This window comes from Pseudomonas sp. VMV1, from assembly GCF_056790235.1.
In genome coordinates this window covers 817218-832583 of record NZ_JBXGSE010000002.1, presented here as the reverse complement: position 1 = coordinate 832583, position 15366 = coordinate 817218, and the positions used below count along the sequence as shown (strand labels likewise).

General features: G+C 65.1%; 12 protein-coding genes and 1 pseudogene. 5 read left to right on the top strand and 8 right to left on the bottom strand.

Features of this window, described 5'->3' with window-relative positions; translation table 11 throughout:
* The first annotated feature begins 242 nt into the window (after window positions 1-242).
* The 3 genes from ACUCV0_RS09370 (at window position 243) to ACUCV0_RS09360 (ending at window position 3450) form a co-directional block, all read left to right on the top strand.
* Window positions 243-1640: an efflux transporter outer membrane subunit gene (locus tag ACUCV0_RS09370; RefSeq protein ID WP_313647300.1), complete on the top strand. Its 1398-nt coding sequence runs from the start codon at window positions 243-245 to the stop codon at window positions 1638-1640.
* A 543-nt stretch (window positions 1641-2183) separates the two neighbouring features.
* On the top strand, window positions 2184-2927 hold the full coding sequence (locus ACUCV0_RS09365; protein ID WP_313647299.1) for a BPL-N domain-containing protein: 744 nt from the start codon (window positions 2184-2186) through the stop codon (window positions 2925-2927).
* Window positions 2928-3033: 106 nt separating this feature from the next.
* Entirely contained in the window at window positions 3034-3450 is a 417-nt protein-coding gene (locus ACUCV0_RS09360; RefSeq protein ID WP_313647298.1) for an NUDIX domain-containing protein, read from the top strand.
* Between the two features lie 4 nt (window positions 3451-3454).
* Here the strand turns inward: ACUCV0_RS09360 and ACUCV0_RS09355 are convergent, their stop codons facing one another.
* Both ACUCV0_RS09355 and ACUCV0_RS09350 read right to left on the bottom strand, forming a co-directional pair.
* The gene (locus ACUCV0_RS09355) at window positions 3455-5926 is read right to left on the bottom strand and encodes a DUF2309 domain-containing protein (RefSeq protein WP_313647297.1); all 2472 of its coding nucleotides are present in this window, start codon (window positions 5924-5926) and stop codon (window positions 3455-3457) included.
* Window positions 5923-7443: an NADH-quinone oxidoreductase subunit L gene (locus ACUCV0_RS09350; RefSeq protein ID WP_313647296.1), complete on the bottom strand. Its 1521-nt coding sequence runs from the start codon at window positions 7441-7443 to the stop codon at window positions 5923-5925. Before ACUCV0_RS09350 ends, ACUCV0_RS09355 begins: the two co-directional genes overlap by 4 nt.
* Before the next feature lie 103 nt (window positions 7444-7546).
* Between ACUCV0_RS09350 and ACUCV0_RS09345 the strand changes: the two genes are divergently transcribed.
* Window positions 7547-8434, top strand: a complete 888-nt coding sequence (locus ACUCV0_RS09345; RefSeq protein WP_313647295.1) for a LysR family transcriptional regulator — start codon at window positions 7547-7549, stop codon at window positions 8432-8434.
* 158 nt (window positions 8435-8592) lie between these two features.
* Here ACUCV0_RS09345 and ACUCV0_RS09340 read toward each other — a convergent pair whose 3' ends face one another.
* The 4 genes and pseudogenes from ACUCV0_RS09340 to ACUCV0_RS09325 form a co-directional block, all read right to left on the bottom strand.
* Window positions 8593-9921, bottom strand: coding sequence for an MFS transporter (locus ACUCV0_RS09340; protein ID WP_313647294.1), 1329 nt, complete (start codon window positions 9919-9921; stop codon window positions 8593-8595).
* Between the two features lie 84 nt (window positions 9922-10005).
* Window positions 10006-10851: an NAD(P)-binding domain-containing protein gene (locus tag ACUCV0_RS09335; RefSeq protein WP_313647293.1), complete on the bottom strand. Its 846-nt coding sequence runs from the start codon at window positions 10849-10851 to the stop codon at window positions 10006-10008.
* Between the two features lie 8 nt (window positions 10852-10859).
* Window positions 10860-11861, bottom strand: coding sequence for a transketolase family protein (locus tag ACUCV0_RS09330; protein ID WP_271655176.1), 1002 nt, complete (start codon window positions 11859-11861; stop codon window positions 10860-10862).
* Between the two features lies 1 nt (window position 11862).
* A pseudogene (locus tag ACUCV0_RS09325) lies at window positions 11863-12734 on the bottom strand (transketolase).
* Window positions 12735-12860: 126 nt separating this feature from the next.
* Here ACUCV0_RS09325 and ACUCV0_RS09320 point away from each other — a divergent pair.
* On the top strand, window positions 12861-13766 hold the full coding sequence (locus tag ACUCV0_RS09320; protein ID WP_313647291.1) for a LysR substrate-binding domain-containing protein: 906 nt from the start codon (window positions 12861-12863) through the stop codon (window positions 13764-13766).
* 79 nt (window positions 13767-13845) lie between these two features.
* On the opposite strand, the gene ACUCV0_RS09315 is transcribed toward ACUCV0_RS09320, so the two are convergent.
* Window positions 13846-14715 (bottom strand): NAD(P)-binding domain-containing protein, encoded by an 870-nt coding sequence (locus ACUCV0_RS09315; RefSeq protein WP_313647290.1) that lies wholly within the window; start codon window positions 14713-14715, stop codon window positions 13846-13848.
* 14 nt (window positions 14716-14729) lie between these two features.
* On the bottom strand, window positions 14730-15350 hold the full coding sequence (locus ACUCV0_RS09310; RefSeq protein WP_313647289.1) for an RraA family protein: 621 nt from the start codon (window positions 15348-15350) through the stop codon (window positions 14730-14732).
* Window positions 15351-15366 lie beyond the last annotated feature (16 nt).

Below are 15366 nucleotides of genomic sequence, written 5' to 3'. Positions count from 1 at the left end.
GCCGAGCGCTCAAGCCCAGGCCTTAACACTCTTTCACAAGAGACCTACAGACCTTTACAAGGCGATCCACGGGAGCCGCCTACCATGGCGTTCTCCACGAGGATGACCCATGTTTCGCCATCAGCACCCAGGCTTGCGCCCACCCTTGAATCAGGGGCCCGCGGCCCTCGATACCACCCTTGTCCCAGTCGCTCTGCCCCTGCCTACTCGTGCGGCACGCGCGGCCTGGAAGCGGTGCCAGCATGGCTAAGAGCATCGCCCTGGCCTTGAGCGTCCTGCTTGCCGGCTGCTCCCTGGCACCGCCCCACGAGCGGCCGCCAGCGCCCATACCGGCGCGCTATCCGCTGGCCAGCGACACCGCTGGTATCCCCACTGACCGTCAGCGGCTATTCGCGGACCCGCATCTGCGTGCCTTGCTGGACCAAGCCCTGAATGGCAACCGCGACCTGCGCCTGGTCGTGCTGGATATCCAGCAGGCCCGAGCCCGTTATCGCATCAGCCGTGCCGACCTCATGCTGGAAGTTAGCGCCACTGCCAGTCGGACACGGGAGCGTACGCAGAGCCAAGGCTCCCGATCCGACGAGGAGAAATCCGCCCTCCAGACCGGTAATCGATACAGCGTCGGTCTCGGAACCAGTGCCTACGAAATAGACCTGTTTGGCAGGCTGGGAAACCTGCGGGATGCGGCGCTGGACGAATACCTTGCCCAAGACGAGACACGCCGTGCCGTGGAGCTGTCGCTGACCGCGGAGGTAGCGACGGCCTATCTGAACCAGTGCGCCCTGGAAGAGCGGCTGAACGTGAGCCGTAGCACCCTGGAGGGTCGCCGACGCGGACTCGCCCTCGTCGAGCAGCGGCATGCCGCCGGACTGGGTTCGGCGCTGGATCTGGCGCAGGCGCAAAGCAGCGTCGAGCTGGCTGAAGCCGACCTTGCCGCGCTGGAGCGCAACCGGGCCCAGGCCGACAACACCCTACGCCTGCTGCTAGGCGGAGATCCGCCCGCTGATCTGCCGGCACCCCTGCCGCTCGCCCGTCAGGGTCTCGACCAGCCGATACCTGTCGGCCTGCCCTCCGATCTGCTGGAGCGCCGCCCCGATATCCGCGCGGCCGAGTATCGCCTGCGCGCCGCCAACGCCAACATCGGTGCAGCGTGGGCGGCCTTCTTTCCCCGCATCACCTTGACGGCCAATGCGGGCTACCTGAGCTCCGACCTGGACGGCCTGTTCAGCGTGGGCAATAAGGTCTGGAGCTTCGTACCCCAGCTTCAGGTACCGCTGTTCGATGGAGGGCGTAACCGCGCCAACCTGAAGCTGGCAGAGGTGCGGCGAGACCAGGATGTCGCGCGCTACGAAAAGAGTATCCAGGTCGCCTTTCGCGAGGTGGCCGATCAGCTCGTCGCCAATGGTCCCTTGACGCGCCAGCTCGCCGCCCAGCGACGCCTGCGCGAGGCGACCGCGCACAGCCTGGCGCTTGCCACCGAACGCCATCGCCAGGGATTGGACAGCTACCTGAACCTGCTAGACAGCCAGCGCAGCCTCTATCAGGCCGACAACGCCCTCATAGAGACCAGGCTGCAGCTGATGGTCTCCCAGGTCGAACTGTTCCGCGCGCTGGGTGGCGAGTGGAGCCCCGAGTCGTGAGGCGGACTGGCCAACGTCCAGGAACCAGATAACTCGGAATCATGTGCGCAATATCGATTTAACAATCATTTACAGCCGCACAGAGAGTTTTACACGGCTTACTTTCTCGATAGTTACTCTTGGTCCAACGCTAATTCACCAAGCAGTATGTTTGCAAAAGAGGGGCTCAGGGTGAGGCACTTGGTAAAAAGCATCGGCTTAATCTCCATGATAGCAGGCGTCACGGCAGTCCTTTTCGGCTGGCTTATTGATCCCACCATATCCTTGAACAACGGAATAAAGTTGGTCTCGATAAAGCGAGAGTTCCTGCAAACCGACTTCTTCCTCTGGGGCACCATACTGTTTGCCGCAGGGTTCAATGGCTATTCGCTGCATACCGATCTCTGACCCCGGCCTGGTCCCTGCCGCGAACGCCGACCGTTCAGCCGACGTTCGTTGCCGTGCTGCCAGGCACGCGGCCAACCGCACAACGGCAGCCATCTGCCGTCTTGGACGCAGCCTTCACCTCTTCGCTCACCACTCGGATGCTACGAGCCTTTGCCTATGCGCGTGTTCGGCCTAGCGGCGGCTCTCCTGCTGACCTGCCTATCGGCCGCACTGTGCCTGGTCGATCTCGATGCGCCTGACCTGATACGGATCGCCGTCTATCGCGGCCCTGCCGCCTGTGCGGGCTGCGCCGAAGCGGTGAAAGGTGCCATAGAACGACGTGGTCCGGCGTATAGGGTCGATTTCCTGGGGCCAACTGAGCGCCTGGATGTTTCCATTGCAAACCTGGTGCGCTACGAGGCCTATGTTCAGCCAGGCGGTGGTCAGGATATAGCGGCGGCCCTGCACAGTTTGGGCAAGGACAGAATCGAGGCCATACGCGCCTATGTCGCAAGTGGCGGTCAATACCTGGGGATCTGCATGGGCGCCTATCTGGCCGACGCCGCCAATCTTGGCTTGATTAATCAGGAACTGGATTCGGAGGTCGGTCGTCCAGGCTTTCCGATCACCTCCCTTGAAGACAGCGTGGTGCGGGTGCGATGGGGTGGTAAGAAGAATCGGCTGTTTTTCCAGGATGGCCCTTATCTGCCAAAAACGTCCGGCACCGGTTTTCGCGTGATAGGGGTCTATGGCAACGGCGATATCGCCGCTGCGCGCTATCGCTTCGGAGCCGGCGTCGTGGTCTTGAGCGGCCCCCATCCCGAGGCGGATGAATCCTGGTTTCAAGACGCCGACTTACCCGAGAAGGTGAGGCCCCGGCGTGATCCCTTCAAGGTCCTGCTCGACGCCCTCGACCTGTGACTCGCCTCAAGCGCCTCCTCTCAGGGCAACGGCCGGATCGACGACAGTTGCCTTTTCGACCTCCTGGCTGCAGGGTGATCCGCCCCTCTCGACCGGTACCCGTACGTTGACCACTACCCTCAAGATCGCCGCCGCCATCCTCCTGAATCACCGCCAGCAGATGCTGTTGGTGCGCAAGCGCGGCACCACGGCCTTCATGCAACCCGGAGGCAAGGTGGATCAGGGTGAGCTCCCTTTGGCGGCCCTGATCCGCGAGCTGGAAGAAGAACTCGGCCTGGTCATCACCGCGGACGCTGCAACCTTTCTCGGCAGCTACCAGGCACCCGCCGCCAACGAACCCGGCTTCATCGTCGATTGCGCCCTGTATCAGGTGGCGATGAAGCCGGACGACCGCGCTATTCCTGCCGCCGAAATCGAGGAGGCGCTGTGGGCGTCGGTGCTGGAGCCCTGTGATCTGGCGCTGGCCCCCCTCACCTGCGAGGTGATCTTTCCTCTGCTCAGGCAGCAGCTGTTGTCCCGGTAGCGCCTTAGTGCGCCCGCTGGCCGCCCACCCCGGCCTCTGGCAAGGGCTGCCAGCCCCCCGCCGTGCGCTGCTCCAGGCAGGCCGGCGCTCCATCGAGACGCAGCAGGTACAACCAGCCATTGCGCACCAGATCCCGGACCACCGCGTGCGCCGCGATCACCTGGTCGATCATCGCACGGGGCGCCTCGATCACCACGTGCAGGCGTAGCGGGCGATGCACCCACTGCTGGCCATCGTGCAGCGACTGGCGGGCCAGACCGATACGCAGGTCGCCACCGTTGCCCTCGAACACCCCGATATGACCGCCGACCACGTTGTGCAGCAGCTTGTTGCCGCTGCCAAAGCGCAGGTTGTCGGTGGTCGAGGTGAAGTACTGCAGGTTGATCCAGTGCGCCACCACCATGGGCGCCGTCATGATCAGCTCCAGTACCCGGCCGTCCCCATCCTGCCGCCAGTCGTAGTCATGCAGGAAGGCACGCCCCTGCAGGTCCACGCCACGGGTGCGGGCACGCGGCGCGGCGATGAAGGCGGCATTGCCGGCCAGCCCCCATTCGGGCCGGGTTTGCGCCCAGTCACGGGCACGCCGCCGCAGCCGCCCGAGCAGCTTGTCCGGCTGCTCACGCAGCGGCGCCAGGCCCAGGGCGGCGGCCCGCTGACGACGCACCTCACGGCTGGCAACGTCCAGCGCCGCTCGCAGACGCTGCCAGCCGGGCCGCAGGGCGGCGGGCAATTCCTCGTGGGCGAAGACCTGCACCTCGTCGGTGGTGGTGTTGTGCAGGCCAGCAAGGACCTGGCAGTGCGGCGGCAGGTCGAGCCCACGTGCGCGCAGTCCCGCGCGGACCTCGCTGTCGTTGAGCAGGCGTGCCAGCAGACGGGCATTGACCTCGCCGCTCTGACCACAGCAGGCGCCGCAGTCGAGGCCGGCCGCCTGGGGATTGTTCGCGCTCTGGCTGCCGTGTCCGAGCAGTACCAGCAGCGCCGGCATGGGCCCGCTGAGCCCCATGCCCTTGAGGATACGTGCGGCCAGATCGACCTGCTGTTGCACTGCCATGGCAGGCAGTTGGGGGTGCAGGCGTTGCCATTCGCCCCGGCGCCAGGCGCTGCGCTCTGGTTGCGGCACACCCTCACTCAACCCATAGGTCCGTCCCAGCAAGGCGCCGGCGTAGCCCAGGCCAATACTCTCGACCAGGGTGAAGGTGGAAGCCGGCAACCGCTCGAACAAACGCCAACCGCCCTGGCGCGCCAGACGATCCTGACGCACCGCCGCCAGTTGCCGATCCTGGACGGCATCGCCACTGCTCTCGCTGACCTGCAGCTGCGGTGCGAGCAGGCCCGGCAACTGCGGGCGCGTGGCGCTGGTGCCCAGGGGGGTGTAGGCGATGGACAAGCCGAAGAAACCGGCGAAGCCGCCCGTCTCGAGTTCAGGGCACGCCTGCTCCAGCGCACGCCTCAGCGGTTCGGAGCGCACGTCGATGCAAAAGAACAGCTTGGCCAGCGGCGCCTGGGGCAAGGCTGCCGGGGCGCTCTGGCACAGGGCCTGTTGCAGTTGCTCCTGCCAGGCCAGTTCATCGGCCCGCTGCCACAGTTGCAGCGCCTGCCAGTTGGCCGAGGGGGGTTGCTGCAGCCGGGCCTGCCAGGCCGAGCGCCAGGTTTGCCAGCGGCTATCGGCGTCGCGCCGACGATCATCCACCAGGCATTCCCAGGCGGCGCGGATGGCCAGCAAGTCGAGCAAAGTCTGGTCATCCCCACCCTCCAGCCTGGCCTGCCAGCGCTGGTAAGCGCACCAGGACGCCCAACCCAGGCTACGCAGCAGCAGGCAATCGAACCAGGGCGCCCAGTCTTCCGCCGCCAAGCCCAGTCGCTGCACCGCCGCTTCCAGGACCGCCCGGGGCTCGGCGGGCAACTCGGCGATGCGCTGGTGCAGGTCGCGACAGGCGCTGAGGACGGTCAGGCCCCGGTCGGCCAGCAGGCTGGCGCGCCAGGTCTGATAGAGCCCGGTACTGTTTGCGGGACGCCAGTCCGCTTGCTCGTGATCGAACCAGGCCGCGCAGCTCTGACCAATCTGTTGGGTGATCAGGGTCGGCCAACCCGGGAGTGAATTGCCTGGCTCGGCGAGATCCTCCAGGAGCGGCAACCCCGGACAGGTCTCTGCGGAGGCATCCAGTGCCTCCAGCAGCCGTGCCGGCTTGCAGGACTCGCCCTGTTCGGCCAATGCCTGTTGCAGATGGCGTTCGGCAATACGGCCGTCTTGCCAGGCCTGGCGATAGTCGGCGGCGCTCAGGGTGAGGCGACTACCGGCGCGCTGCCAGAGTTGTGCGGCAACGGTCTGCCAGGCCTGATCGCGACGTTCCCATAGCGGGCTGACCGCGATCATTCGGTCCAGCGGCCAGGTCGGCGCAATGCGCGCGCAGGCCTGCCGCGCCACTTCGTGCAGGGCCTGGTATTCGAGGTCGGGCGTGGGTTCGAAGGCACTCATGGGCGGGCTCCGGAGGGTGCCATAACGGGCTGCGGCGTGCGCGCCGGCCACAGGCGGAAGGTCAGACGGGTGACGTGTTCATCCAGGTAGAAGCCGGCGAAGGCCAGCGGATAGAGTCGCCGGGCCAGGGCGCCATGGGGATGGGCCAGAAGCAGGCCTTGCAGCAGGTAGAGGCCGAGCAGCAACCCCATCGCCAAGCCACTCAATGGCAGCGGTGCCTCGGCAAGGCGCTGGTCGAGCAGCCAGCCGGCCACCTGGTGCCAGAGCAGGTAGGCGCCCAGCAGCAGGCTGAACATGAGCAGCCCATGGACCCGCTGTCCGCGACCCAGACACCAGGGCGCCAGGCCGATGGCCAGGATCGTCAGGGCCACCCAGGGCAGCGCAAGGTCCGGTAGCAGCCAGGCCCAGAGTCCCTTGACCCCTATCAGGGCCAGGACCGCCAGCAGCAGCGCACGCACCAGGCCACCCAACTCGGGGACCGGCGTTGGCGGCTGCAGCGCCCGTTGCCGCGCGTGCGCCACCGTATCCCCGGCCGCCAGGAAGGCATGCGCCTTGTACAGCGAGTGGGCCAGCAGGTGCACCAGGGCCAGCTCGTACAGTCCCAGCCCACATTCCAGCAGCATCAGCCCCATTTGCGCGCAGGTCGACCAGGCGAGGCGGACCTTGATGCTGATCCGCGTCATCATCACCAGCGCCGCGAGGACCGCCGTCAGTCCCCCCACCAGCACCAGCAGGCTCTGCGCCGGCACGGCGACGGAAAACAGCGGCGCGAAGCGCAGCAGCAGGAAGCCACCCAGGTTGACCACACCGGCATGCAGCAAGGCCGATACCGGCGTCGGGGCTTCCATCACCTGGATCAGCCAGCCATGCACCGGCAACTGGGCCGACTTGAGGATCACCGCCAGGGCCAGCAGCAGCGCCGCCGCCTGCAGTTCCCAGCCGAGCTGACCGTTGGCCTGCACCTGGGCGGTCACGGCAGCGAGGATCTTCGTGATCTGGCTGTCACCGCTCGCCTGTACCAACAGCAGGGTCGCCAGCAGCAGGCAGACATCGGCCAGGCGGCTGGCGAGAAATTTCTTGTGGGCAGCTACCACGGCCTGAGGGCGGTCGGGGTAGAAGGTGAGCAACTGATGCAGGCACAGACTGGACAGGATCCAGGCACCGACCAGCAGGTACAGATTGGCGCTGGTCACTACCGTAGCCACCGCCGCGAGGGTGGCAAGCAGCGCAAGCACATACCGCCTTTGCCCTGGTTCACCCTCCAGATAGCGCTGGGAATACTCGATGATCACCAGTGCCAGCAGACCGATCAGCCCCGCCATCGCCAGGCCGAGGCGGTCGTGGTGCTGCCCGGCGAACACGGCCTGCAGCCAGGCGGCGAGGATCAGGAAAAAGCCCAGATAACCCGCCATCCGGGCTGGCCACCAGAAGCGACGAGGTGAAGCGACCACCGGCAACAGCGCCAGGGCATAGACCCAGGGCAACAGCGGCGCCAGGGAAAACAGCAGGCTAGACATCGTGCACGCTCCTTGAACACCAGAGGTCACTAGTGTCGGGATGTGTACGAATTATTTAAAATAGATTGATAAGAACCTAACGTTCACTTCTGAAGAACGAAGCATGCGCCGACTCAATTTTCATCATCTGCACTACTTTTGGGCCGTGGCCAAGGAAGGCAACCTCACCCGTGCCGCCGAGGCACTGCACGTTTCCCAGTCCGCGCTTTCCACCCAGATCCGTGTGCTGGAGGACCAGCTCGGCCATCCCCTGTTCCTCCGCTCCGGACGCAGCCTGCGGCTGACCGAAGCCGGGCAACTGGTGCTGGACTATGCCGAAACCATCTTCGCCCTGGGCAGCGAATTGCAGAACACCCTGCAGAACGCTCAGGAGGCGAACCAGACGCTGCGCATCGGCTCCGTCGCGACCCTGTCGCGCAACTTCCAGGAAAACCTGCTGCGCCCCTTTCTCGGCCGTGAGGATCTGGTGCTCACCCTGGAATCTGGCGGTGTGGACGCGCTGCTGGAACGCCTGGCCCTGCACAAGCTGGACGTGGTGCTGACCAACCAGGCGGTCAGCGCCGACAGCCAGCGCACCTGGCAATGTCGCCTGCTGCATCGCCAGCCGGTGTGCCTGATCGGCCCACCTCGCCAGGACAGCCGCCCCTTCGACGTGCACCGCGACCTGCAACAGGCGCGGCTGATCGTGCCTGGTCGCAGCAGTGACGTGCGCAGCCAGTTCGAGGTCTATTGCAGCGGCCAGGGGCTGAGCCCGCTGATCTGCGCCGAGGTCGACGACATGGCCATGCTGCGCCTGCTCGCCCGCGACTCCGGCGACATGGCGCTGCTGCCCGCCGTGGTGGTCCAGGACGAACTGCGCAGCGGTGCGCTGCAGCTATACGCCGAATTGCCGGAGATCGCCGAGTGCTTCTATGCGGTGACGCTGCAGCGGCAGTTCAGGCTGAGCATTCTGGATGAACTGCTCGGTCAGCCCGCTCAAGCGGCGACCTGACCACCAACGTATGACTGCTCTGCCGCGAGGGATGACCTCCCTGGCCCTGCCATTGCGGCAGGGCCAGGGCGCTGCATGACCTGGCAGCGCCAGCTGAGCCGGGCGTAGGCGTCGTGGTGGTCAGCCCAGCCGGCCCGAGGTCACGACCGAAAGCGAACTCAACCCAGCGTGACGGACCGCCGCGCCAGGATAGGCTCGCGCTTGGTACCGGCAACCGCAGGCGCCGTTTCGGGCATCCGCAATGCGCAGAGCGTGGAAATGACTCCGAGCGAGCTGAACAGCAGCGCGGGTCCCATCCAGCCCACCACGGCAAACAGCCCGGTCGCGAGGAACGGCAGCAGGCCCGCGATCATGGAGGCGCCGTTGTAGCCCAGGGAAATGCCCGAGGTACGCACATTGGGCGGGAACTGCTCGGTGAACCAGCTGGCTTCGACGGCGAAGATCGGATCGTGACTAAGCAGCAGGGACAGCGCCACCGCCACGATGACCATGACGAACACGCCACTGTTGATCAGCAGGAACAGGGGTATGCCGAATGCAATGGTGAACAGCGATCCCAGCAGGAACACCGGCTTGCGCCCGACTCGATCGCTCAGGGCACCAAACAGCAGGTGGCTGAGCAGCCCGAGTGCCGACCCGATCATGGTCCCCCAGAGCACGTTTTCCTTGGTCGCGACGCCCGCCAGCAGGACGTAGGAAAGCATGAAGCTGGTCGCCAGGTAGTAGCCCCCGGTTTCGGCGAGCCGCAGGCCGATGATCTGCAGGATCTTTCTCCAGTCGTTACGGATCACCTCGAGCGCCGGCTGTTTGACCAGGGTATTTTCCGCCTTCATCTTCTCGAATTCCGGTGATTCGCTGACTCCCATCCGGATGTACATGCCCACGCCGACCATCACCACCGATGCCAGGAAGGGCGCACGCCAGACCCAGTCGCCCTCGAACAGCGCGCCGGATGCGAGGAAGGCGCCATTGGCCATCAACAGGCCCAGCGGAATGCCGATCTGCGGAACGGCGCCAAAGAAGCCTCGCCGCTGCGGCGGGGCATGCTCGCAGGCCATCAGCACCGCCCCGCCCCACTCGGCACCGAAGCCGATCCCCTGGATCATCCGGAGCAGGATCAGCAACAACGGCGCGACTACCCCGGCCTGCTCGTAGGTCGGCAAGGCGCCGATCAATACCGTGGCGCCGCCCATGGCGATGAGCGACCAGAGCAGGATGGCCTTGCGCCCGATGCGATCACCGTAGTGGCCGGCAAGATAGCCGCCCAGCGGGCGCATGAAGAAGCCGACCGCCATGGTGGCGAAGGCCGCGAGGATGCCAACGATGGGTTCGGTCGTATGGAAGAACACGCTGCCGAACCAGCCGGCGGCCGCGGTTCCGTAGATGAAGAAATCGTAACTCTCGACCGCCGAGCCGATCATGGAGGCGAAAGAGACTTTTCCGGCATTGTCCCGAGCCGGCATGGCCTTGCTATCTGAAGGATGCATGGATAACTCCGCTACCTATTGTTGTTGTAATGAGGCAGGTGTCTGCCTCTGGTGGTGAAGCCGAGAAGCTGTAATCCGTCTTGGCTAGCGCCAGGTCTCGATGACGCGACTGTCGTCCCGCTGGCCGAGCCCCGCCGCAGCCGCCGCCGTGAAACGGGCATGGGCGGTGTCGAGCAGGGGCACCGCGGCCCGACAGGCCTGGGCGGCCTCGGCGACCAGGCCGCTGTCCTTCACGAAGATGTCCACCATGCTGGTCACGCGGGTAGCCGTTCCCTCCAGCATGCGCGGGCCCCGGTCGCTGAGCATCCAGGAACCACCAGCGCCCTTCTCGACCAGCTCCAGAACCTGGGCGGGGTCAAGCCCCAGGGATTGGGCAAGACTCAGCGCCTCGGCGGCGGCTACCAGGTGCACGGAACACAGATGCTGGTTGACCACCTTGATGGCCTGCCCATCGCCCACCTGGACGCCGGCATTCTTGACCTCTCCCATCGCCCGCAGGACGGGTTCGCAATGGGCTACGGCCTCCGCCGAACCCGAAGCGAAGATCAGCAGGCTTCCGGTAAGGGCGCGGGCCACCCCGCCAGTGACTGGCGCATCCACGACACGGATACCCTGCGCCTGAAGGCGATTGGCCTGCTCGCGAACGGATGCCGGCCCCACGGTGCTCATGACGATCCAGTGTTGGCCGGCACGAAGCCCGTCGCACTGGCTGACCAGGGACACCAACTGCGCCGGCGTCGCCACCATCACCACGACGACGTCGGCATCGATCAACGCCCGCCAATCGGCGACCGCCTCCAAGCCCTCCGCTGCCGCCCGCTCACGGGACACCTCTGCCAATTCGATGCCGATGACTCGGTGCCCGGCGCGCTGGATCTGTACCGCCATGGGCAACCCGATGGCGCCCAACCCTACGAAAGCTACGTTCATGCTGCCTCCTAACCCAACCAGCCTTGAATGCGGGCGACCATGGCGGCCGTGGAAATACCGTAACGGTCGTGCAGCGTCGGCAAGGCGCCAGCGTCGAGAAACCGATCAGGCAAGGCGATCTGCCGGAACTCAGGGTGTACGCGCGCGCGCAGGAGGGTCAGGGCGACCGCCTCGCTCAGCCCGCCCACCGTGCTGTGGTTTTCGGCGACCACCACCAGGCGTCCGCTACGGCGGCATTGCTCGATGAGGGTGGCCTCGTCCAGCGGCTTTATCGTCGGCACATGCAGCACCGCGACGTCGGCACTGCCATCGGCCATGGCGTCGGCAACTTCCAGCGCCCGCATGGTCATGATGCCGCTGGAAATGATCAGCACGTCGCGTCCGTCACGCAGCAACTTGGCCTTACCCAATTCGAACCGGTAGTCGTACTGATCCAGGACCATCGGCACCTTGCCCCGCAGCAGGCGCATGTAGACCGGCCCGTCGTGGGCGGCGATGGCGGCGACCGCCTGGGTGGTATCCAGGGCATCACAGGGGTCGACCACGGTCAGACCGGGTATCGCGCGCATCAGCGCGAGGTCGTCGGTTGCCTGATGGCTGGGGCCGTAGCCGGTGGTGAGGCCTGGCAGGGCCGCACAGATCTTGACGTTCAGGTTCTCTTCGGCGATGACCTGATGGATGAAGTCATACGCCCGTCGGGTGGCGAACACGGCATAGGTCGTGGCGAACGGCACCAGGCCTTCCTTCGCCAGGCCGCCGGCCGCGGCCATCAACAGCTGCTCCGCCATCCCCATCTGCAGGTAACGATCCGGGTACTCCCGGGCGAAGAGATGCAGGTCCGTGTACTTGGAAAGATCCGCAGTCATGCCGACGATGCGCGAATCCCGCGCGGCCGCCGCGATGAGCGCCTGCCCGAAGGGTGCAGCCTCGGTACGCTGCCCTTCACTGGCAATCGAGGCGATCATGGCCGAGGTCGTGAGGCGCGGCTTTTTCAAGGTGTCGACACTCATGTCACTGCGCCTCCTGCTGATAGTTGCCATCGAGCACGTCGAGCGCCTGTTGCCATTCATGGGGCTCGACGCGGATGAAGTGGTTCTTCTCCCGGGCTTCGAGAAAGTCCACGCCCTTGCCCATCAGGGTGTCGAACAGGATGACCCGCGGCTTGGGCTCGGGTAGCGCCATCGCGGTATCGAACGCCGCGAGCACGGCGGCCAGGTCATTGCCGTCCACGCGCTGTACGTGCCAACCGAACGCCTGCCATTTATCAACCAGGGGCTCGAAGCCAAGGATGTCGTTGGAATCGCCATCGGCCTGCTGCTTGTTCAGGTCCACCAATGCGATGAGATTGGTCAGCTTGTGGTGCGCGGCCGACATCGCGGCCTCCCAGGTCGCCCCTTCGTCCAGTTCGCCATCGGACATGGAGTTGAAGACCCACGCCGGGTTGCTCTTGAGCCGTAATCCGAGCGCCATGCCCACACCTATGGCGAGCCCTTGGCCAAGCGATCCACCGGAGATCTCCATTCCCGGCGTGTAGGTGGCCATTCCCGACATCGGCAGCCGGCTGTCATCCGCGCCATAGCTCTCCAGCTCGCTCTCGGGAATCACCTGCGCTTCCAGTAGCGCGGCGTAGAGCGCTATCGCGTAATGGCCATGGGAGAGCAGAAATCGATCCCGGCCATCCCACTCGGGATCGCCAGGGTCGAGATTCATGGCGTGGCAATAGGCGACGGCCAGGACATCGGCCCAACCGAGGGCCTGGCCTACATAGCCCTGCCTTGGACTTCACCCATGCGCAGGGCAAAACGGCGGATTCGCCAGGCGTGATAGGCCAGGCGGTCGAGTGGTTCCACCGCCGGAGCAGCGGCCACGGAATTTATTGTCATTATGAATTCCTCGATGTGCAGGCCTGCTCAGGACAGGTGCTTCAAATTCATCCAAAGCACAGTGAGCGGCCTGGAAACCACGCTACCATCGGGAAAACTAGGCGGACAAAGGAGTTTTTAACAGCAATGGATGAATCCAATTCACGTATCAACCTGCTCAGGCGTGTGCCCCTGACCACCCTCAAGGTCTTCGAGGCTGCCGGCAGAACCGAATCCTTTGCCCTGGCCTCCCAGGAACTCGGCATCACCTCCAGTGCGGTCAGCCACTCCATTCGCAAGCTCGAAGAATCCATCGAGCTCGTCCTGTTCGAGCGCAGCACACGCGAGGTTCGCATCACCAGCAAAGGCCGCCTTTTGCTCGAGCACGTTCAGCGTGGACTGGGCGAGATGCACAGAGGGCTCTCACTCATCCAGGCGAGCGAACCGCCCCCGCTCCGCCTGCACACCGCCCCCAGCTTCGCGACGCAGTGGCTCTTGCCCAGGCTTCCGGATTTCGTGAAGAAGCATCCCCACATCGACCTGCGCTTCTCCGCGAGCACGGACTATGCGCGGTTCGAGAACGACGATTTCGATCTCGACATCGTCTACGGCGAACCCCGCCAGGACTTCTGCGAACACGTCCCGCTGGCCGTCGAGCATCTCACGCCCCTTTGCTCCCCCGCGCTGGCCGAGGCCATCAAGACGCCACAGGATCTGCACCAGCACACGCTGATCCAGTGCGATGTGCAGATGCTGCAATGGAAGGGCTGGTTCGAAGCCAATCACCTGCTGCCGGTGCATCACTACTCCCTGCGCTTCGATCGCAGCGCCATGGCCATCGCCGCTGCGGTCAATGGCATGGGGGTAGTCCTGGAGTCCACGCTTCTGGCTGAAAGGGAACTGCAGGAAGGCCGCCTGGTGGCCCCCCTGCGCAGCCTGACCCACGACATCCAGTACGTCGGCCACTTTCTCGCCTATCCCAAAAGCCGCACTCGCAACGAAGCGGCAGAGGTGTTCAAGAAATGGCTACTGGACGAACTGGGCGTTCGTTAGCACGACGGGAGGCGGCGCGGTTAGGTGAGCGAGAGCGCCGAGCGGGCGATCTTCGCTCGGCGTTGCGTCGAATGCTTCCCTACCTGACGACCCCATTCACCTTGAACAGCCAGTCGAAGGTCTGGTCAAGGGTGGGCGAAGCCGTTTCGAGAGGTTCCTTCGCCAGCTGGTCGGAGGTACGCGCGAATACCTCCCTGACCCCCGGCAACACCGCGACCGGCATCTCGGCTACCCGCAGTTGGCGCTCGGCCTCTTCGACTTCCTTGAGACGACGCGGAGCATGCACGACATGCGTTCTGATCAGGGCGCCGAGAAAGTCTCTGAGCGACGCCTGGTCGATGTCGCTCAGGGCATCGTGGAGCTGTTCCGTGATGCCCTGCTTTTCCGCCGCCATGAAGCACTCGATGGTCAGGGCCTCCAACCCCTTGGTGAAGACGCTGCGCAGGATCTTCAAGGCGGCGGCATCGCCTGCAGCGCCCCCCTCGACCGGTTTGAGCGGTGCGCCGGCTTCGGCGAAAAGGGCAACCGCGCGCTCCAGGCCCACGCCCGCGCCCAGCAGGTTGGTCCTGGCCTGCGTCAGCGCGATGGCACCCAGGATCGCCACGTCCACGTAGGGTATCGCGCGCTCGGCCGCGATGGCCGCAGCCTGCCTGATCTGCTGCGGATCCGCGGTGGTCATGTCGATGAACAGCGCACCCGCCTGCATAGGGGCGAGCGCCTGTTCGGCGACCTGAAGCGAGACGGTACCGAAGACGCACGAAACGACGATGTCGCAGTCGGGTACCGCCTCCTCTATCGAGGCGAAAAGGGCCAGGCCATGCTCTTTGGCAAAATCCTGGGCTCTGGGTGACGGCTTGAGATCACACAATATGAGCTCGTGACCCGCTGCCACCCAAGGGTTCGCATAGGTGAGGCCCACTTCGCCTGCGCCGATAATCGCTATCTTCATTTGCTATTCCGTAATCAATGGGCCGCGTAGGCGCCCCGGTAGGTTCCAGCGGCAATTTGCGCCAGCATGTCCGCTTCCTTGCGTTCGGTCGCCAGGCACCGATCGAGCAGCTCAGCGGCCTGGGCGATGGGAAAGGCGACGATGCCGTCATGGTCGCCCACGACGAGGTCACCCGGGGAGACGATCATGTCGCCAATGCTCACCGGCACGTTGATCTCGCCAGGGCCGTTCTTGTAGGGGCCACGGTGATAGCCGCCGCGGGCGAAGATGGGAAAGCTGCCTTTGCTGATCGTCGCCAGGTCGCGAATCACCCCGTCGACCACCACTCCCGCAGCACCGCGCTTTTCCGCGATAGCGGCCATGATGTCGCCCATCAGGGCGCGACTCAGGTCCCCACCGCCATCGACCACCAGCACCTGACCAGGCACGAGGAGTTCCAGCGCCTGGTGGATGGCGCGGTTGTCGCCGGCGGGTACTTTGACGGTGAGTGCAAGGCCGGCCATGGTGCCTTCGATACGGTGAAAGGGCCGCAACGGGGCGCCAGGAAGCCGATCGAGACAATCGCTGATGATCGAGGTGGAGGTGCGGGCGAAGGCTTCGACCAGGGCGGTTGGACTGGAAGCGATGACGGTCATGGGGGCTCCTCTTGTT